The sequence below is a fragment of the Aquabacterium sp. A7-Y genome (assembly GCF_026153205.1).
In the GTDB taxonomy this organism is placed as follows: domain Bacteria; phylum Pseudomonadota; class Gammaproteobacteria; order Burkholderiales; family Burkholderiaceae_C; genus Caldimonas.
The window spans coordinates 1-18,414 of record NZ_JAPFBW010000019.1 but is presented as its reverse complement, the minus strand read 5'-3'; the positions used below and the strand labels follow the sequence as shown (position 1 = coordinate 18,414).

The window sequence follows — 18,414 nt, the reverse complement described above, 5'->3', positions numbered from 1 at the left end:
CCTGTCCGTCATGAACATACCTGTCTTCGCCTTGCGCCATGGCGTGCTGCCGCCCGCCCTGGCCGCCGCGCTGTACGCCGCCCTGCCCGTCCTGGCCCAGTCGCAGCCCGCGTCCCTGCCCCAGACCGTCGTCACCGCTGCCCGCCTGCCGCAGTCGGTGCAGGACCTGGTGGCCGACGTCTCGGTCGTCACCGAGGAGGACATCCGCCGCTCGGGGCAGTCCAGCCTGCGCGAGCTGCTGCAGCGCCTGCCCGGCGTGCAGATGAGCAGCAATGGCAGCTATGCCTCGAACACCAACCTCTTCATCCGCGGCGCCGAGCTGAGCCGCATCGTCGTGCTGGTGGACGGGGTGCGCATCGGCTCGGCCACCAATGGCGCCGCGCCGCTGGAGAACATCCCGCTGGCGCAGATCGAGCGCATCGAGGTGCTGCGCGGCCCGGCCACCACACTCTACGGGCCGGACGCGGTCGGCGGCGTGATCCAGATCTTCACGCGCCGCGGCGGCAAGGGCCTGAACTACCAGGCCCAGGTGGGCGCCGGCTCGGACGGCCTGGCCAAGCTCGACGGCAGCGTCGGTGGGGGCAGCAGCAACCTCGGCTGGAGTATCGGCGCAGCCGCGGAACGGGCTCACGGCATCAGCGCCAGCAACGAGCCCTCGGGCTTCTCCTACAACCCCGACGACGACGGCTACCGCAGCCGCTCGCTCTCCGGCTCGCTCAACTGGACGCTGGCCCCCGGGCACAGCCTGGCGGTGCAAGGGCTGGTGGCACGCGGGCGGCACGGATTCGACGGCGCGTTCTTCGACCCAGTGAGTTTCGGCAGCCCGCTGGGCCTGACGTCCGAGGACACCGACGCCGAAGCCCGGACGCAGACTTCCAGCTGGGGCGTGACCCTGGAGAACCGCCTGCACGCGCGCTGGCTGTCGAGCCTGCGGTTGAGCCTGAGCGACGACAAGAGCGCGAGCGTTTACAAGCGCTCGTCCGACGGGCAGCTCGACGGCCGCAGCGACTTCGACACCCGGCGCCGCCAGCTGGTCTGGCAGAACACGTTCGAGATCGGCAACGACCGGATCATTGCCGGCCTGGAGCGGCTCGAAGACGAGGTGGACGGCACGACGGCGTACACCGTCGACGAGCGCCACATCGACAGCGTGCTGCTCGCCTATGCCCTGAACCGCGGCGACTGGACCGGGCAGGCCGCGCTGCGCCGCGACGACAACTCGCAGTTCGGCGGCTTCACCACCCACAGCCTGGCGCTGGGCTACCGGCTGGGCCCGGCGTGGCGGGTGACGGGCAGCCTGGCCAGCAACTTCCAGGCACCGACGTTCAACCAGCTTTACTATCCCGGCGAAGACTACGGCGGCAACCCGGCGCTCAAACCCCAGCGCAACCACGGCCGCGAACTGGCGCTGCGCTACGACAACGGTCCACTGCAGGGCTCGCTGACGCTCTACCGCAATCGCATCCGCGGTTTCATCGACCCGAGGACCAACGTCCAGAGCCAGCTCGCCCAAATGCAGGGCGCCACCCTGCAGGCCGGCTGGCATGCGAGCGGCTGGCACGTGGACGGATCGGTCGACGTGCTGGACGCCGAGGACAAGAGCAACGGGCTGCCGCTGGTGCGCCGCGCCGACCGCAGCGCACAGCTCAAGGTCGAGCGCCAGGCCGAGTGGGGCAACGCCTTCGCCGAATGGCTGGCGGTGTCCGACCGCGAGGACTACGGCCCGATGTTCAACCGCGTGCGCGTGGGCGGCTACGGCATCGTGAACCTCGGCGCCCAATGGCGCATGGCCCCGGGCTGGACCCTGCTCGCGCGGCTCAACAACGTCGGCGACAAGGACTACGCCACCGCCTGGGGCTACTCGACCCTGGGCCGCACCGTGTTCGCCGGTCTGCAGTTCACCGGCAGCCGCCCCTGAGATGAAGACTGCCGCGCCCCCGCTGCTGACCTTGCCGGCCCTGCTGCTGGCCGCCGCGGCCAGCGTGCTGCTCGCGATCTCGCTCGGCAGCCAGCCGCTGGCGCTGGGCGAGGTGCTGGCGGCCCTGCTCGGCAAGTCAGCCGGCGTGCAGGCCGACATCGTGACCAGCCTGCGTCTGCCGCGCGCGCTCTGCGCACTGGCCTGCGGCGCGCTGTTGTCGCTGTCGGGTGCGATGCTGCAGGCGCTGCTGCGCAACCCGCTGGCCGATCCCTATGTGCTGGGCCTGTCGGGCGGCGCCTCGGTAGGCGCCTTGCTCGCGCTGTCGGCGGGGGCCAGCTGGTGGCTGGTCAGCGCCGGGGCCTCGGCGGGCGCGCTGCTGGCGACGGCGCTGGTCTTCCTGCTCGGCGCGCGCGCCTTCCGGCGCCATGCCGACAGCACGCAGGCCGGCGTGCACCTGCTGCTGGTGGGCGTGATCCTGAGCGCGGGTTTCGGGGCAGTGGTGGCTTTCATCCTCTCGGTCGCGCCCGAGAACCAGCTGCGCAGCATGGTGTTCTGGATGCTGGGCGACCTCAACGGCGCCGATCGCTACGGCCTGCCGCTGGCCGCGGCGGCCGCACTGCTGGTGCTCGCGACGGGCGTCGCGCGCGATCTCAACCTGATGCTGCTCGGCGACGCCCAGGCCTGCTCGCTGGGTGTCGACGTGGCGCGCGTGCGCACCGTGGTGGTGGTGCTGGCCTCGCTGGCCGCGGGGCTGGCGATCACGGTGGCCGGCAGCATCGGCTTCGTCGGCCTGGTGGTGCCGCATGCGCTGCGGCTCGCGCTGGGCAACGACCAGCGCCTGCTGCTGCCGGCCTGCGCGCTCGGTGGCGGCGCCTTCCTGGTGCTGGCCGACACGCTGGCACGCACCCTCGTCGCGCCGATGCAGCTGCCGGTGGGCGTGCTCACCGCGCTCATCGGCGTGCCGGCCTTCCTGTGGCTGCTGCTGTGCAGCGGGAGGACGGCATGAGCGTCCTGCTGAGCACCGAGAACCTGCAGGTCCGGGCCGGTGTCCGCACGCTGGTCGCCGGCCTGGACTGGCAGGTGAAGCGCGCCGAACGCTGGGCCCTGCTGGGCGTCAACGGCTGCGGCAAAACCACCTTGCTGCGCAGCGTCGCCGGACTGCTGCCGGCCGCCGGCGGCAGCGTGCGCTACGAGGGCCAGCCCCTGCAGCGCCTCTCGACCCGCGAGCTGGCGCGGCGCCGTGCCTGGTGCCCGCAGCAGCACCACGACGTCTTCGCGATGAACGTGCTCGACGTCGTGCTGGCCGGCCGCCAGCCCTATGCCGGCCGGCTCGGCTGGCTGGCCCCGGGCGACCGCGAGCTCGCGTTGGACTGCCTGGCACGCTGCGACGCGCTGCAGCTCGCCGGCCAGGACGTGCGTTGCCTCTCCGGCGGCGAGCGCCAGCGCGTCGCGCTCGCCGCGGCGCTGGCGCAGGACACCGCGCTGCTGCTGCTCGACGAGCCCACCGCGCATCTCGACGTCAGCCACCAGCTCGCGCTGACCGGACTGCTGGCCGGCCTGAGCGACCGGGCGATCGTGATGTCGCTGCATGACGTCAACCTCGCGCAGCGCTGCTGCACCCATGCCCTGCTGTGCCTGCAGCCGGCGTCGGGACAGCCGCGCTGGGTGGCCGGGCCGCTGGAGCAGGTGCTGTCCGAGCAGCACCTGGAGCAGGCCTATGGCTGCCGCATGCTGCCTGTCACACTGGACAGCCGCACCTACTACCTGCCAGCGCAACAATGAGGATCACATGAACACCCCTTCCTCCGACGACGTCAAGGATGATGCCGGCCTCGCCGAACGCCACCGCCGTCGCATGCAGCGCAAGAAGGAGATCGTCGATGCCAAGATCGACGCCGCCCAACGCGACTGCGGCCTGATCCTCGTGCACACCGGCAACGGCAAGGGCAAGAGTTCGAGCGCCTTCGGCATGGTGGCGCGCGCGCTCGGCCACGGCATGAAGGTCGGCGTGGTGCAGTTCATCAAGGGCAAGATCCCGACGGGCGAGGAAATCTTTTTCCGCCGCTTCCCCGGCGAGGTCGACTTCCACGTGATGGGCGAGGGCTACACCTGGAACACCCAGGACCGCGAGCGCGATGCCGAGAAGGCGCAGGCCGCCTGGGCCGTCGCGGCCCGGATGCTGCAAGACCCCGCGATCGGCCTGGTCGTGCTGGACGAGCTCAACATCGCGCTGAAGTACCGGTATCTCGACGTGCAGCAGGTCATCGAGGACCTGCTCGGCCGCCCCGAGATGCAGCACGTGGTGGTCACGGGCCGCGCCGCGCCGCCCGAACTGATCGAGGTCGCGCACACGGTCAGCGAGATGGGACTGGTGAAACACGCCTTCGCCCAGGGCATCCGGGCCCAGCCCGGCGTGGAGCTGTGATGGTCGGGCGTCCGAGACATCCGATGGCGGCCTTCCTGCAGGCCGCTCCTTCGGGGGACAGGCCGATCCACCCGTCGGACGAGAGGTCCTTCCCGTGGCGCGTGCTCTATTGATCGCCGGCCCGGCCTCCGGGCAGGGCAAGACCTCCTTCGCCTGCGCGCTGGCACGCCGGCTCGCCAATGGCGGACAGCGTGTGCGCGGCTTCAAGATCGGCCCGGACTTCATCGATCCTGGCTACCTGGCCGCCGCCACCGGTGCACCGGTGTTCAACCTCGATCTGTGGATGGTGGGCCCTGCCGAAAGCGCCCGCCTGCTCGACGCCGCCGCGCGCGAAGCCGACTGGCTGATCATCGAGGGCGCGATGGGCCTCTACGACGGCGACCCAAGTGCGGCCGATCTGGCCGCCGCCTTCGCGGTGCCGGTGCTGGCCCTGATCGACGCCAGCGCCATGGCCGAAACCTTCGGTGCCCTCGCGCTGGGCTTGCACGACTACGGCCGCGGACGCACGCTCAGCTGGGCCGGCGTGCTCGCCAACCGGGTCGCCGGACCCAACCATGCCCGCATGCTGCGCGACAGCCTGCCGCCTCAGCTCGGCTGGGCCGGCCACCTGCTGCGTTGCGAACGGCCCCTGCCGGAACGCCATCTGGGGCTGGTGGAGGCGCACGAACTCGCTGCCGGCCTGCCCGCCATCTGGGACAGCCTGGACCACGCCCTGCATCTCGACTCGGCCTTGCTGAACGCCCTGCCCGAATGGCGCCGTCCCTTCGAGGCAAGCAGCGCCGCCAGCCCGGTCGTGCCGCCGCCCTTGCTGGAGGGCAGCCACATCGCGGTGGCGCGCGACGCGGCCTTTTCCTTCTGCTACGAAGCCAACCTGGCGCTGCTGCAAGGCCTCGGCGCGCACGTCAGCGCGTTCTCGCCACTGGCCGACGAGCCGGTGCCGGACGGGGCCAGCGCGGTCTACCTGCCGGGCGGCTACCCCGAACTGCACGCCGAGCGCTTGAGCGGCTGCGCGCGATTCCTCGCCAGCCTGCGCGAACACCACCGCCGCGAGCGACCCATCGTCGCCGAATGCGGCGGCATGATGGTTTGCGCCGAGACCCTGCGCGACGCCAGCGGCCGTGAGCACCGCATGGCCGGCCTGCTGCCCGCCACCGCGGTGATGGGCACCCGGCTGGCCGGCATCGGCCTGCACAGCTGGCGCACCGGTCAGGGCGAGCTGCGCGGCCACGTCTTCCACTATGGCCGCCTGGAAGTGCAGCCGGGCCTCGCGCCGGCGGCGCTGACCCAGCCGCGCCGTTATGGCGGACCGGAGGCGGTGTACCAGGCCGGCTCGCTGACCGCCTCCTTCTTCCACGGCTACTATGGTTCCTGCCCGGCCGCGGCAGCGCGGCTGTTCGCGCGTCCCTGAAGTCGCGCACCACCTGGCTGCTGCCTGAGCAGGCATCCCTCTCGCAAGTGCACACAGTCGGAGGTCGAGAGACGGCTTTCCGCTGCCAATACTGCAGTTCCACTCCCAGGAGGGACTCGTCATGGCAAGCACTGAACAGGCACCTCTTCCCGTTTCCCCGCCGCCGCTGCGGCGCCCCGCCGACCTCCCCGGCCCCTTCCCCTGGCCGCTGGTCGGCAACCTGCTGCAGTTCGACAGGCAGAACCTGCATGCGCAGATCGAGGCCTGGGCGCGACGGCACGGGCCGGTCTACCGGCTGCGCTTCGGCCGCACCGACGCAGTGGTGGTGTCCGACCCGGACACCATCCAGCAAGCGCTGCGCGACCGCCCCGACACCTGGCGGCGTTACAGCCGCATCCAAAGCGTGATGGACGAGATCGGCATCCAGGGCGTCTTCACCGCCGAGGGAGAGACCTGGCGACGCCAGCGCCGCATCGTCATGTCGGCATTCGACCCGGCCCACCTGCGCCGGTTTTTCCCCTCGCTGCTGCGGGTCACCGACCGCCTGCGGCAGCGCTGGATCGACGCCGCGCGCCACGGTGAGGTGCTGAACCTGCAGCGCACGCTGATGCGCTACACGGTGGACGTGACCGCGGGCCTGGCCTTCGGCGTGGAGATGAACACGATCCAGAAAGAGCACAGCGAGCTGCACAGCCACCTGGACAAGGTGTTTCCGATGGTATTCCGCCGCGCCAACAGTCCGCTGCCTTACTGGCGCTGGTTGACGTGGCTGCCGTCGGTCCGCGCCTTCGACGTCCATGTGCGCGCCGTGCACCGGGTGGTGGGCGAGTTGATCGCTGCGGCCCAGACCCGGCTGGAGGCCGAGCCGCGGCGCTGCAGCGAACCGGCGGACCTGCTGGAAGCGCTGCTCGCCGCACGCGACGACGAGGGCCGGCCCCTGACCGAGCAGGAAGTGGCCGGCAATGTCTTCACGATGCTGCTGGCCGGCGAGGACACCACCGCCAACACGCTGGCCTGGACCATCTACTTCCTGAGCCGGCATCCCGAGGCCTGGCGCCGTGTGGTCGAAGAGGTCGACACCACGCTGGCGCCGGCCGCCCTGCCCCCCAGCCTCGAAGCGGCCGGCGCCCTGAGCTTCACCGAGGCCTGCATCCATGAGGCGATGCGGCTGCACCCCGTGGCGCCGGTGCGCGAGCTGGAAGCCTGCGAAGACACGCAAATCGACGGCCTGCTGATTCCCAAGGGCGCGGTGCTGGTCTGCATGATGCGCGCCGCCACACTCGACGAAAACCGCATCGAGCACGCCCAGGAGTTCCGGCCGCAACGCTGGCTCGAAGGCCGGCAGGCCTTGAACGCCAGCTCGCCCAAGCGGCTGTCCATGCCCTTCGGCGCGGGGCCGCGTCTGTGCCCCGGCCGCTATCTGGCGATGCTGGAAATGAGCATGGTGCTGGCGATGCTGGCGCGCAACTTCGAGCTGCGTGAGGTCGGCACCCGCGAGGGGCCGGTGGCGCCCGAACGGCTCGCGTCGGCGCTGCTGCCGATCGGACTGCGCATGCGGCTGTCCGAGCGCAGGCCGCGCTGAGCCGGCGCCCGTGCCTCACCGGGGGCGCTTGCGCCGCGCCGCCTCCAGCGCCTGGCAGACCTGCTCTGCCCCCTGCAGCACCCGAGGGGTCGGGCGGTTGATCAGGTCGCCGTCGATGCTGACGAGATTGCCGCGCTCGACGGCCTGCAGGCGCGCGTAACGCCGCCAGCCCTCCAGCCCGTCGAGCGACTGCTCGTTGCGGGTCGCGCCCATGGCGGCGGTCAGGATGACCTCGGGGTCGGCCTGCAGCACCGCTTCCTCGGACAGGGTGGGCACCAGCCGGTCCAGCCCGCCGAACACGTTCACGCCGCCGCACAGGCGGACGATGTCGCTCACCATGTGGGTGTCGTTGAGCGTCATCAGCGGGTTGCGCCACACCTGGTAGAAGGTCCGCACCGGGGCGCGGCCGGCATGCTGTTGGCGCAGCGCCTGCAGACGGGCCCGGAAGCGGCCCGCCTCGGCACGGGCCTCGGCCTCGCTGCCCATCAGGCGGCCCAGCTTCTCGATCGAGGCGGCGATCTGCTCCAGCTGCTTGGGCTCGCTCTGGTACATCGGCACGCGCAGGTCCTGCAGCTTCTCGAGCTGGCGCTGGGCATTGCCGTGCCGCCAGACCACGATGAGATCGGGCCGCAGTGCCGCGATGGCCTCCAGGTCCAGAGACTTGTTGTCGCCGACGCGGCGGATCGCCTTGGCGGCCTCGGGATAGTCGCTGTAGGCGACCACGCCTACCAGCCGGGGCCCGCCGCCCGCGGCGAAGATCAGCTCGGTGGCATGCGGCGCGATGCTGATGATGCGCTGCGCGGGCGCCTTCAGGTGCACGGTGCGGCCGTGGTCGTCGACCACACTCACCCCGGCGTGAGCGGTGACCGCGGCAGTGCCGACCCACCACACCATCACGGCTGTGCCCCAGCGGGCCATCGCCTGCCTCATGTCTGCCCCTCCTGACGGTTGATCTCGTACAAGGCCTCGGCCAGCCGCTCCAGGCCGGCGGCGTCCCCCGGCAGCCCGAGGCGCAGCGCCTGCCAGGGCCGCGGCGCGTCGAGTTCGAACAGCCGGGTCCAGAGGCCGCGCCGCGCCAGCCCCTCGTGCAGCGCCCGGGCCCGCGGGGTCGCGACGGTGCGGAACAAGGGGGTGCCATGGTGCGGCAGGCCGGCTTCGTCCAGCAGCGCACCCAGGCGCAGCGACTGCCCGGTGAGCCAGCCGCGGGCTTCACGCTGCCAGTCGACGTCGCGCAAGGCCGCCGCAGCGAGATGCAGGCCAGGGCCGTTGACGCTCCAGGGCCCGATCTCGGCCCGCAGCGCAGCAAGCCACGGCGCATCGCCCAGCACCGCACCCACCCGCAGCCCGGCCAGCCCGAAAAACTTGCCCAGCGACCGCAGCACCACGACGTTCGGCAAGCCTTCGGCAGCCATGCTGGTCTCGCCGGAGACGTCGAGAAAGGCCTCGTCCACCACCAGCAGCCGGCTCCTGGACGCGAGCTCGCGCAGCGGCGCGATCCCCAAGCTGTCGCCGGTCGGGTTGTTCGGCCGCGCCAGCACACGGACCTCGGCATCGCCCTGCCCCATGTCGTCGACGCCGCTCAACACGACCTCGTGCCCCTCCAGCGCCCAGCGCGCCGCATGCTCGCCATAACCCGGCGCCAGCACGCGGCAACGCGCCGTGCCGTGCAGGCGCCGCCACACACGCGGCAGCGCCTGGATCACGGCCTGCGAACCGGGCACCGGCCAGGCCCCGGCACCGTAGTACCCCTCGAACGCGGTCAGCAAGCCGGCGTCCGGCGTCGGCAGGTCACGCCACACGTCCAGGCCAAAGCGCAGCGCCGCCGCTGCCGCGGGCCAGGGCCGCGGGTTGATGCCGGTGGACAGGTCCAGCCAGCCGCCGCGGGGCTCGGGGTACAGGCGCCTGGCACGTTCGAGGTCGGCGCCGTGCGGCACCTGGGGCCATGCACCGGCCGCCGGCGTCATCGCGTCAGCCCCACGTGCAGCACCGTCAGCACCACCAGCCACATCAGCAAGGCGCTGGCGACCAGGGCCAGCGCCCGGCCCACGTCGCCGCTGTGCGGCAGGCGGCCGGCGCCGAGCACCGGGCGCGTCTCGGTGCGGCCGTGGTAGCGCGCCGGGCCACCGAGCTTGAGCCCGAGGGCGCCGGCGCCGGCCGCCATCACCGGCCCGGCGTTCGGGCTGTCCCAGCGCGGCGCCTGATGGCGCCAGCACCACAGGGCCAGCCGGGTGTAGCCAAGGCCCGCATAACTGAGCGCGGTGAGGCGGGCCGGCAGCCAGTTCAGCAGATCGTCCGCCCGGGCCGCGGCCCAGCCGAAACACAGGTAGCGTTCGGTGCGGTAGCCCCACATCGCATCCAGCGTGTTGGCAAGTCGGAACACCAGCGCCCCCAGCCCGCCGCCGACGGCGAACCAGAACAAGCTGCCGAACACCGCGTCGTTGCCGTTCTCCAGCGTGGACTCGACGGCGGCCGCGGCCACTTCGCTCGCATCCAGCGACGTGCAGTCGCGCGTGACGATGCGCTGCACGGCGGCGCGGGCCGACGCCAGGTCGCCCTGCACCAGCGCCTGGCGCACCGGCCAGACGTGCTCCTGCAGGCTGCGCGCGCCGAGCGCGAACCAGAGGGCTGCGCCATCGGCCATCCAACGTGCGGCCTGCGGCAGCAGCCAGCGCGCGCCGCCATACAGCGCGGCCAGTGCGCCGACCAGCCCCAGCCAGGCGAGCACCCCCTGCCAGCGCCGGCCGCCGTTGAAGCGGCGGTCGATGGCGCTCGCGAGCCGCCCGAAACCCACCAGCGGATGCCAGCGGCGCGGCTCGCCGAGCAGCACGTCGGCCGCCACGCCGAGCAACAAGGCCCAGGCCCATTCGCGGTCGGGGAGGAAGGTCAGGAGATCGAGGTGCAAGGCAGGCAGGCGGCGGGGCGGGAGCGGGCAGGCGCCGGCAAGGGCGAAGCCGGAAATCATAATCGGCCCATGCCCGCTCCTTCACAAGACATCGACTTCTTCGACAGCTTCCGCGGCACCCTGATGGTCCAGGGCTGCACCAGCGACGCCGGCAAGTCCACGCTGGTCGCCGCGCTGGGCCGCGTGTTCCACCGCCGCGGCCGCAAGGTCGCGCCCTTCAAGCCGCAGAACATGGCGCTCAACTCGGCCGTCACCGCCGACGGCGGCGAGATCGGCCGTGCCCAGGCACTGCAGGCCCAGGCCTGCGGGCTGGAGCCGCACACCGACATGAATCCGGTGCTGCTCAAGCCCAACAGCGACACCGGCGCCCAGGTGATCATCCAGGGCCGCGCCCGCTTCAATGCCGATGCGCTGGCCTACCACGACTACAAACCGCTGGCCCTGCCGTATGTGATGGAAAGCTACCGGCGCCTGTGCGCCGCGCACGAGGTGGTCCTGGTCGAGGGCGCGGGCAGCCCGGCCGAAGTCAACCTGCGCGAGCGCGACATCGCCAACATGGGCTTCGCCGAGGCGGCCAATTGCCCGGTCGTGCTGGTCGCTGACATCGACCGCGGCGGCGTCTTCGCCCACCTGCTCGGCACCTTGGCCTGCCTCAGCGAGAGCGAGCAGGCGCGGGTGCGCGGTTTTGTCATCAACCGCTTCCGTGGCGACCTGCGGCTGCTGGAGCCGGGGCTAGCCTGGCTGGAAGCGCGCAGCGGGAAGCCGGTGCTGGGGGTGCTGCCCTACCTGCAGGGATTGGTGCTGGACGCCGAGGATGCGCTGGCGCCGGCGCTGCCCCCTTGCGCCGCCGGACCGCGGCTGCGGGTGGTGGTACCGGTGCTGCCACGCATCTCCAACCACACCGATTTCGACGCCCTGCGCCAACACCCGCAGGTGGAACTGCTGCTGGCCGGGCCGGGCCGGCCCCTGCCGGCGGCCGACCTGGTCGTGCTGCCCGGCAGCAAGAGCGTGCAGGCCGACCTGCGCGCGCTGCGCGAACGCGGCTGGGACAGCGATCTGCGGCGCCACCTGCGTTACGGCGGCAAGCTGGTCGGCCTGTGCGGCGGGATGCAGATGCTGGGCGAGTGGCTGCACGACCCGCAGGGCATCGAAGGCCCGGCTGGCTCCCTGCCCGGTCTGGGACTGCTGGCGCTGCACACCACGCTGGAAAGCGAAAAGCAGTTGCGTCGCGTGCGCGGCCGGCTGCTGGAGGGGGGCGCGCGTGTCGAGGGCTATGAGATCCATGCCGGCGTCAGCCAGGGGCCGGCCTTCGAGCACCCGCTGCTGTCGCTGGACGACGGGCGGCCCGAGGGCGTGCGCGATGCCGGCGGCCAGATCCTCGGGACCTATGTGCACGGCTTCTTCGACACGCCCGAGGCGCTGGATGCGCTGCTGGCCTGGGCCGGCCTGCAGGACCGCCAGCCGCTGGACCTGCAGGCCCTGCGGGAGCACAGCCTGGAGCGTCTGGCGGACGCTGTCGAAACCGCCCTGCCTTCGGATGCGCTGCGGCGCGCGCTGGCGGCATGAAACACCTCGCCCGGGCACATCGATTGCGATCTTTCGCCAGGCAGCAGCAGGAGCAGAGGCGATGGACTGGCTCGATCACGTGGCACATTTTTTCGTTGCGGTCTTCGCCGTCAACGGCGTACCGCACTTCGTCCATGGCCTGAGCGGCCGGCGTTTCCCCACGCCCTTCGCGAAGCCGCCGGCGGTGGGCGACTCGCGGCCGCTGGTGAACGTGGTCTGGGGCATGGCCAACTTCGCGCTGGCCTGGCTGCTCTACCACCGCAGCGTGCCGCCGCGTCCTGGCGAACTGGCCGACAGCTGGCCGCTGTGGGCCGGCACGCTGGTGACGGCGTTGGCCCTCAGCGCCCACTTCTCGCGCGTGCGCCGGCGCAAGATCCGGCGCCTGGGACACCTCGCCTGAAGCGCCGGCGCCTGCTACAGCACCCGCGCGACGTCGGCGAGCAGGCGGTCGTGCGCCCGCCAACTCACCGCGGCGACGGTCGCGCAGACGAGCGCCGCGAAAGCCCCGCACACCGTCAGCCAGTCCGGCACCTCGATGTCGGAAGACAGCAGCAGCCCGTGCAGGCCGAGCAGGCCGCCCAGCACGATCAGCGGCACGCCGGCCAGGGCATACAGCAGGCAGTCGCGGTTGACGCCGGCCAGGATGGTGGACTGCTCGGGCCGCTCGGGGTCGAAGTGGACCGCGATGACCGAGCCCGACTGCAGCCGGTTGAAGATGCCCTTGTGCAGCAGTCGGCGCGCCGACGGGGTGTAACAGTGGTGGATGCGCTCGCCGGCGACCTCGCTGCCTTCGACCTGGTAGCTGTAGCGCACCAGCACCCGAAAGCTGGTGCCGCGGCCGCGCGCCGTCTGCAAGCTGGTCACCCGCAAGGTGGCGGCCGTCTTGCGCCAGGCCGTGGCCTTGCGCGCCAGCAGAGCCAACGGCATCCGGGCGGCCAGCAACCACCCTCCCCACCCGAGCAGTGCTGCTGCCAGCAGCAACTCCAGCACGACGGCTGCACTCATACTCCGCACCCCTGTCACGTCTTGTGAGCCCTGAACGGGCTTCTTGCATCGGGCCCGATTTTGATCAGGACCTTGCAACTTGGATCACACAGACATGTAACGGGTGGTGCCAGCTGTCAATGTCAGGCCGGTGTCAGGACGCTGCCTTACGGCGCGCCAGGGCGGCGGCCCGAATGCCGCTGAGGGTGCTGCGGCTGGTGCTGACCTCGGCGTCGAGCTTGAGGTGCAGCAGGGTCGGCAACGGACGATCGAGCGCCTCGCGGAAGGCCGCCTCGAACTCGGTGGTCTGCGCGACCAGGGTCGCGGCCCAGCCGTAGGCGCGTGCCAGCATCACGAAGTCGGGGTTGAACAGATCGCTGCCCGAGACCCGCCCCGGGTACTCGCGCTCCTGGTGCATGCGGATGGTGCCGTAGGTGCCGTTGTCGACCACCAGCACGATGGGCCGGGCGCCGTATCCGGTGGCCGTGGCCAGTTCCTGCCCGGTCATCAGGAAGTCGCCGTCGCCGGCGATGTTGATCACCGTCCGGCCCGGCTGCAGCAGGCTGGCGGCCACCGCAGCCGGCACGCCATAGCCCATCGCGCCCGAGGTGGGCGCGAGCTGGGTGCGGCCGCCGCGGGCCAGGCCCTGGTACTGGTAGTAGCGGTGCAGCCAGCCGGAGTAGTTGCCGGCGCCGTTGGTGAACACCGCGTCCTGGCGGCCGGTCTCCTCCAGCACCCGCTGCATCGTCTTGACCACTGCGGCCAGGTCCAGCGGCCCGGGGCTGGGACCGGGCTCGAGGTTGGCCTGGTAGTCGGCCTGGGCGGCGACGGCCCACTCAGCCCATGGCACCGAGGCGGGCGCGGCGAGGCTCTCGAGCGCCTTCGCAGCGTTCGACATCGAGGACTGCAGCAGCAGGTCGGCGGCATAAACCCGGCCCAGTTCCTCGGGCCCCGCGTGCAGGTGGATCAGCTTCTGCTTCGGCCGAGGCGCCTCGATCAAGGTGTAGCCGCCGGTCGTCATCTCGCCCAGGCGCGCGCCCACCGCGAGGATCAGGTCGGCCTCGGCGATGCGCCGCGCCAGCCGCGGGTTGATGCCGATGCCGACATCGCCCGCATAGAGGGGATGGCGGTTGTCGAACAGGTCCTGGAAGCGGAAGGCGCAGCCCACCGGCAGCTGCCAGTTCTCGGCAAAACGCTGCAGCGCCTTGCAGGCCTCCACGTCCCAGCCGCCGCCACCGACGATCACCAAGGGGCGCTCGGCGGCCATCAGCATCGCCCTCACCTCGCGCAGCGCGCCGGGTGCCGGCCAGGCCGTGGCCGGCTCGACCCGGGGCAGCACGGGGCTCGCAATGGGCGTGGTCAGCATGTCTTCGGGCAGGGCCAGCACCACCGGGCCGGGGCGGCCCTGCAGCGCGACGTGGAAGGCCCGCGCGACGTACTCGGGCAGGCGCTCGGCGCGGTCGACCTCGGCCACCCATTTGGCGAAGGCGCCGGTGTTGGGCCCGAACATCGCGCGGTAGTCGACCTCCTGGAAGGCTTCGCGGTCGCGCATGTCCGAGCCGACCTGGCCGACGAAGAGGATCATCGGCGTGGAGTCCTGGAAGGCGGTGTGCAGGCCGATGCTCGCGTTGGTCGCGCCCGGGCCCCGGGTGACGAAACAGATGCCGGGCCGGCCGCCCAGCTTGCCCTGGGCCTCGGCCATGAAGGCGGCGCCACCTTCCTGGCGGCAGGCGATGAAGCGGATCTTCTCGCGGTGTTCGTAGAAGCCGTCGAGCACGGCCAGGAAACTCTCGCCCGGCACGCCGAAGGCGGTGTCGACGCCCTGGGCGATCAGGGCCTCGACGAGAACGTGGCCGGCCGGCCGGAAAGCGGTTGAGCTCATGCGATCTCCTGTGGCGAGGCATCAGGCAGCAAGGCGGGTGGCTGCGCAGCGTCCGGCTCCGGCGCCGGCAGCTTCACGTACTTGACGTTGACGGTCGTGGACTCGGTGTAGCGCAGCACCAGGTAGTCACCGTCGATGGCGTAGAAGCGGTCCGGCGCATCGGCATCCGGGCCCTCGCGATCATCGGCGAGGCGGCGCCGGCGCACGTTCTGCAGCACCAGCCGATCGAGGTCGCCGGATGGCGTCATGAAGTAGTCGTCCAGCACCCCGACGTAGAGCCAGGGCTCCTTGCCGACGTTGACGACCGCGGAGATCAGGATCAGGTCGGGCACCTCGCCGGGGGCGAAGTCGGCGCCGCTCAACAGGTAGTACCAGGGTGCGTCATTGAAGCGCAGCACCCGGCCGAAACGGCTGCCCAGCCGGTCCCAGCGGCGTGCGCTGACGAAGTCGCGCGCCAGGGTCGGCAACAGCCAGGACGCGAGATAGAGCGAAACGAAATAGAAGGCCAGCCAGTCGGCCTGGGCGCCGATACGCTCGCTCGCGTCGCGCTGGGCCTCGGGGTGCGAGCCGAGCAGGTTGAGCAGCAGGCGCAGCTCGAAGTGCCGGTCGAACAGCCCGGCGCCGAGCAGGATCCAGAAGATGTGCAGCAGCGTCGCGAGGATGGTCGCCTCGGTGGCGACGCGGCCGAAGGGCGAGGCATCGAGCACGCTGCGCTCGACGCGCTTGAAGCGCATCCGGACCAGGAAGCCGGGAAGGACCAGCAGGAAAACGACGACCGCCGGAAGCGCAATATTCACGTGCTACGGGCCGGCGCGGGCTCAGGCGGCCTTGGGTACGACTTCCGGTTGCACCTCGAAGGACTGCCCATCGCGGGGCCTCACCGTGATCACCGGGGCGTCTTTCTTGGCCCCCGGCCGCGCACGCTGCGAGAGCAGGAAGGTCATCAGCTGGCCGCTGGCGTCGGGATCCTGCAGCAGCTGCCGGGCTCGGTCGGACTTCAGGGCTTTCATGGGCTCGACGGTCGGTGGATGGGTCGTGCGAAGTGCATCCACTATGCCAGAAACCGCCCGGCGCGGCACCGGGGACTCACCGCCCGGTGTGCCGGCTGTAAGCGTAGAAGACCTCGTCGCGCACCCACCCGAGCGATTCGTAGAGGGCTTGCGCCGGGAGGTTGGTCTTCGCCGTGGTCAGGTCCATGCGCACACGACCGTCGCGCTCGGCCCTCTCCCTTGCGAACTCCAGCAGGGCCTTGGCCGCGCCGCAGCAACGTGCCTCGGGCCGCACATAGAGGTCGAAGAGGACGTAAATCGGCGCGGCAGCCAGCGAGCAGAAGCTGGGGTAGAGCTGGCAGAAGCCGAGGGCAAGACGGTCCCCATCCTCGGCCAGCAACACGACCGACTCCTGCCGTTCCATGCGGTCGCGGAGGAAGGCCGTTGCCAGCCGCAGGTCGGAAGGCTGCTCGTAGAACTGCCGGTAGGCATCGAACAGGGGGGCGACGACGGGAAGGTCATCGAGGGTGGCGATTCTTGTCGTAACAGTGCTCATGCCTGCAGTCTTCTCTGGCGGTGACGGGGGCGAAGTGTACGCAGCCGGTCTGCCAGCGATGCCGGGAGGCTGGCCGGGCCCAGCTGCGACTCCCCGGTCAGGCCGCCTGCGGCACCGCCTGCGCGCCGACCCGCTGGCGCCGGCCCACCACGGCCGCCGACACCACGCTCAGCGCCAGCGCCAGCCCGGCGCCGTAGAACACACCGGAGCTGTAGCCCCGGTCCAGCAGCGCGCCGAACACGGGCGCCGCCACCGCGAAACCCAGGTCCAGCCCGGAGTACACGGTGCCGTAGACCCGGCCGGTCGCCCCCGGCGGGGCAGCGCGCTTGATCAGCATGTCGCGCGAAGGCCCGGCCAGCCCGGTGCCGAAGCCCGCCAGGCAGGCGATCACGGCGGCCGCGATGCCGCCCGGCAACCCCGAGCCGGCCAGCGCCAGCAGCGCCCCGCCGGCCAGCAGCGACACGGCGATGGTCGCCTCCAGCCGCTGCACCCGCGCCACCAGGAAGCCCCCGGCCACCATGCCGACAGCGCCGCAGAGCATGTAGCCGGTCACCACCATGGAGGTGATGTGCTGCGGCAGCTCGTACAGCTGCTTCAGCACTGGCGCCGCGAAGTTCTGCACGGCGCTCAAGGCGCAGGTCGACCAGAAGAAGAAGGAGAAGCACAGCCACACCGAGGGCAGACGCAGAAAGGCCAGCGGGTGCTCGGCCGGGGCAGCGGCACCCTTTTTGGTCTCGTGGGCCCAGGCGCCCTGGCGATCGTCGAGCGCGTCGCGCTGGCTCCACAGCACCGCCAGCACCACCGCGGCAATGGCCGCCGCGCCCAGGCAGGCCAGGCGCCACGACTGGGTGACCGCGGTGAACTGCGTCACGCCGACCAGGAACAGCGGCGCCATCGCCCAGCCCAGGTTGCCGGTGATGCCGTGCACCGAAAACGCATGCCCCAGGCGGGCGGCCGAGACGCGCTTGTTGAGGATGGTGAAGTCGGCCGGATGAAAGGGCGCGTTGCCGAGGCCGGCCAGCGCCGAGGCCAGCACCAGGCCGTCATAACCCTGGGCCGAGGCCGCCGCCAGGGCCGCGAGCACAAAACAGCCCAAGGCCGAGAACAGCACCGGCCGGGCGCCCACACGGTCAACCAGGAAACCCGAGAGTGCCTGGCCGACACCCGAGATCAAGAAAAACACGCTGCCCAGGAAACCGAGCTCCAGCCAGCTCACGCCGAACTCGCGGATGAACCAGGGGAACAGCGGCGGCAGCAGCAGGTGGAAAAAGTGCGAGGTGCCGTGGGCCAGCCCGATCAGCCCGATGGTGCGGGCGTCCTGGTGGAGTGGAACAGGGGGGGAGGAAGCGGAAGTCATGCTGCTGTGAGGGAGTTCGCGAAGAGATGGTACGAAGACGGGCTGCGTCCGACTTACGATAGCGGGACAACTTCTGTCGAGAACATGCCAAAACCGCCGCGCCGCCCTCCGACCGCCCGCCGCATCGAGCGGGTCGGCCCGCTGACGCCGCATCTCTACGTGCCGACGACCGCCCGCCCGATTCGCGGCAAGGCGCACACGGATGCGGGCCGACACCGAAGTCGCGCCGCATGCGCACGACTGGGCGCAGCTGACCTTCTCGGCCACCGGCGTGCTGCGCGTCAATACGCAGCGCAGCACCTATCTCGTGCCGCCGACCCGCGCGGTCTGGGTGCCGCCCGGGATCGAGCACGCGATCACGGTGCTGGAGGATGCCGACATGCGCACCGTCTACATCCACCAGCCCGCGGGACGCGTCGGGCCGGAGGTGGCGCGCGGGGCCGAGGCCGAGTGGCGCCAGTGCCGGGTGCTGGACGTGTCGCCGCTGCTGCGCGCCCTGGTGCTGGAGCTCGACACCGAGCCGGATGTCGGCGCCACGGCGCAGCCGACCGCCGAGCCGGGTCGGCAGCACCACCTGGGTGCCTTGATCCTCGACGAACTGCGCCGCGCACGGGCCGTACGCCTGGGGGTGGACCTGCCGACCGACAAACGTCTGCGCGCACTGTGCCAGGCGGTGCTCGACGACCCGACCCGGCACGACTCCCTGGAAGCCTGGGCCCTGGATGCCGGCGCCAGCCCTCGCACCGTGGCCCGGTTGTTCCGCCAGGAGCTCAATACCAGCTTCGGCCTGTGGCGGCAGCAGGTGCTGTTGGCAAAAGCGCTCTCACTCGCAGCGCGAAAATTAC

The 18,414-nt window shown here is 71.3% G+C and carries 18 protein-coding genes; 9 read left to right on the top strand and 9 right to left on the bottom strand.

From position 1 onward, the window contains the following. The first annotated feature begins 10 nt into the window (after window positions 1-10). The 6 genes from OOT46_RS17495 (at window position 11) to OOT46_RS17470 (ending at window position 7,333) form a co-directional block, all read left to right on the top strand. Entirely contained in the window at window positions 11-1,918 is a 1,908-nt protein-coding gene (locus OOT46_RS17495) for a TonB-dependent receptor domain-containing protein (RefSeq protein ID WP_265404916.1), read from the top strand. Between the two features lies 1 nt (window position 1,919). Continuing rightward, window positions 1,920-2,924, top strand: coding sequence for a FecCD family ABC transporter permease (locus OOT46_RS17490; protein WP_265404915.1), 1,005 nt, complete (start codon window positions 1,920-1,922; stop codon window positions 2,922-2,924). Further along, the gene (locus OOT46_RS17485) at window positions 2,921-3,700 is read left to right on the top strand and encodes an ABC transporter ATP-binding protein (RefSeq protein WP_265404914.1); all 780 of its coding nucleotides are present in this window, start codon (window positions 2,921-2,923) and stop codon (window positions 3,698-3,700) included. Before OOT46_RS17490 ends, OOT46_RS17485 begins: the two co-directional genes overlap by 4 nt. Window positions 3,701-3,707: 7 nt before the next feature. Then, window positions 3,708-4,343 carry a cob(I)yrinic acid a,c-diamide adenosyltransferase gene (cobO, locus tag OOT46_RS17480; protein WP_265404913.1) on the top strand — a complete coding sequence of 212 codons (636 nt, stop codon included), beginning with the start codon at window positions 3,708-3,710 and terminating at the stop codon, window positions 4,341-4,343. Between the two features lie 94 nt (window positions 4,344-4,437). Next, on the top strand, window positions 4,438-5,751 hold the full coding sequence (locus tag OOT46_RS17475; RefSeq protein WP_265404912.1) for a cobyrinate a,c-diamide synthase: 1,314 nt from the start codon (window positions 4,438-4,440) through the stop codon (window positions 5,749-5,751). A gap of 121 nt (window positions 5,752-5,872) precedes the next feature. Further along, window positions 5,873-7,333: a cytochrome P450 gene (locus OOT46_RS17470; protein ID WP_265404911.1), complete on the top strand. Its 1,461-nt coding sequence runs from the start codon at window positions 5,873-5,875 to the stop codon at window positions 7,331-7,333. A 15-nt stretch (window positions 7,334-7,348) separates the two neighbouring features. Here the strand turns inward: OOT46_RS17470 and OOT46_RS17465 are convergent, their stop codons facing one another. Genes OOT46_RS17465 through OOT46_RS17455 form a run of 3 tightly spaced genes read right to left on the bottom strand, consistent with a single transcriptional unit; the run spans window position 7,349 to window position 10,235 of the window. Next, window positions 7,349-8,263, bottom strand: a complete 915-nt coding sequence (locus OOT46_RS17465) for a cobalamin-binding protein (RefSeq protein ID WP_265404910.1) — start codon at window positions 8,261-8,263, stop codon at window positions 7,349-7,351. Then, window positions 8,260-9,297: a threonine-phosphate decarboxylase gene (locus tag OOT46_RS17460; protein WP_265404909.1), complete on the bottom strand. Its 1,038-nt coding sequence runs from the start codon at window positions 9,295-9,297 to the stop codon at window positions 8,260-8,262. The genes OOT46_RS17465 and OOT46_RS17460 overlap by 4 nt, the downstream gene beginning before the upstream one ends. After that, window positions 9,294-10,235: a CobD/CbiB family cobalamin biosynthesis protein gene (locus tag OOT46_RS17455; protein WP_265404908.1), complete on the bottom strand. Its 942-nt coding sequence runs from the start codon at window positions 10,233-10,235 to the stop codon at window positions 9,294-9,296. Before OOT46_RS17455 ends, OOT46_RS17460 begins: the two co-directional genes overlap by 4 nt. A gap of 69 nt (window positions 10,236-10,304) precedes the next feature. Here OOT46_RS17455 and OOT46_RS17450 point away from each other — a divergent pair, with 69 nt between their 5' ends. After that, window positions 10,305-11,801 (top strand): cobyric acid synthase, encoded by a 1,497-nt coding sequence (locus tag OOT46_RS17450; protein WP_265404907.1) that lies wholly within the window; start codon window positions 10,305-10,307, stop codon window positions 11,799-11,801. Window positions 11,802-11,862: 61 nt separating this feature from the next. Further along, window positions 11,863-12,201 (top strand): hypothetical protein, encoded by a 339-nt coding sequence (locus OOT46_RS17445; protein WP_265404906.1) that lies wholly within the window; start codon window positions 11,863-11,865, stop codon window positions 12,199-12,201. Between the two features lie 14 nt (window positions 12,202-12,215). On the opposite strand, the gene OOT46_RS17440 is transcribed toward OOT46_RS17445, so the two are convergent. The 6 genes from OOT46_RS17440 to OOT46_RS17415 all read right to left on the bottom strand — a co-directional run bounded on the left by OOT46_RS17440 (window position 12,216) and on the right by OOT46_RS17415 (window position 17,569). Continuing rightward, on the bottom strand, window positions 12,216-12,806 hold the full coding sequence (locus OOT46_RS17440; protein WP_265404905.1) for a DUF3592 domain-containing protein: 591 nt from the start codon (window positions 12,804-12,806) through the stop codon (window positions 12,216-12,218). Between the two features lie 133 nt (window positions 12,807-12,939). After that, on the bottom strand, window positions 12,940-14,667 hold the full coding sequence (locus tag OOT46_RS17435) for a thiamine pyrophosphate-binding protein (RefSeq protein WP_265404904.1): 1,728 nt from the start codon (window positions 14,665-14,667) through the stop codon (window positions 12,940-12,942). Beyond that, window positions 14,664-15,464, bottom strand: a complete 801-nt coding sequence (locus tag OOT46_RS17430) for a hypothetical protein (RefSeq protein ID WP_265404903.1) — start codon at window positions 15,462-15,464, stop codon at window positions 14,664-14,666. The genes OOT46_RS17435 and OOT46_RS17430 overlap by 4 nt, the downstream gene beginning before the upstream one ends. Before the next feature lie 21 nt (window positions 15,465-15,485). Then, window positions 15,486-15,677 (bottom strand): hypothetical protein, encoded by a 192-nt coding sequence (locus OOT46_RS17425; protein ID WP_265404902.1) that lies wholly within the window; start codon window positions 15,675-15,677, stop codon window positions 15,486-15,488. Window positions 15,678-15,753: 76 nt separating this feature from the next. After that, on the bottom strand, window positions 15,754-16,212 hold the full coding sequence (locus OOT46_RS17420) for a GNAT family N-acetyltransferase (protein WP_265404901.1): 459 nt from the start codon (window positions 16,210-16,212) through the stop codon (window positions 15,754-15,756). A 97-nt stretch (window positions 16,213-16,309) separates the two neighbouring features. Beyond that, window positions 16,310-17,569, bottom strand: a complete 1,260-nt coding sequence (locus OOT46_RS17415) for an MFS transporter (RefSeq protein WP_265404900.1) — start codon at window positions 17,567-17,569, stop codon at window positions 16,310-16,312. A gap of 202 nt (window positions 17,570-17,771) precedes the next feature. Here OOT46_RS17415 and OOT46_RS17410 point away from each other — a divergent pair. After that, on the top strand, window positions 17,772-18,414 hold a 643-nt coding region (locus tag OOT46_RS17410; protein WP_265404899.1), incomplete at its 3' end, for an AraC family transcriptional regulator.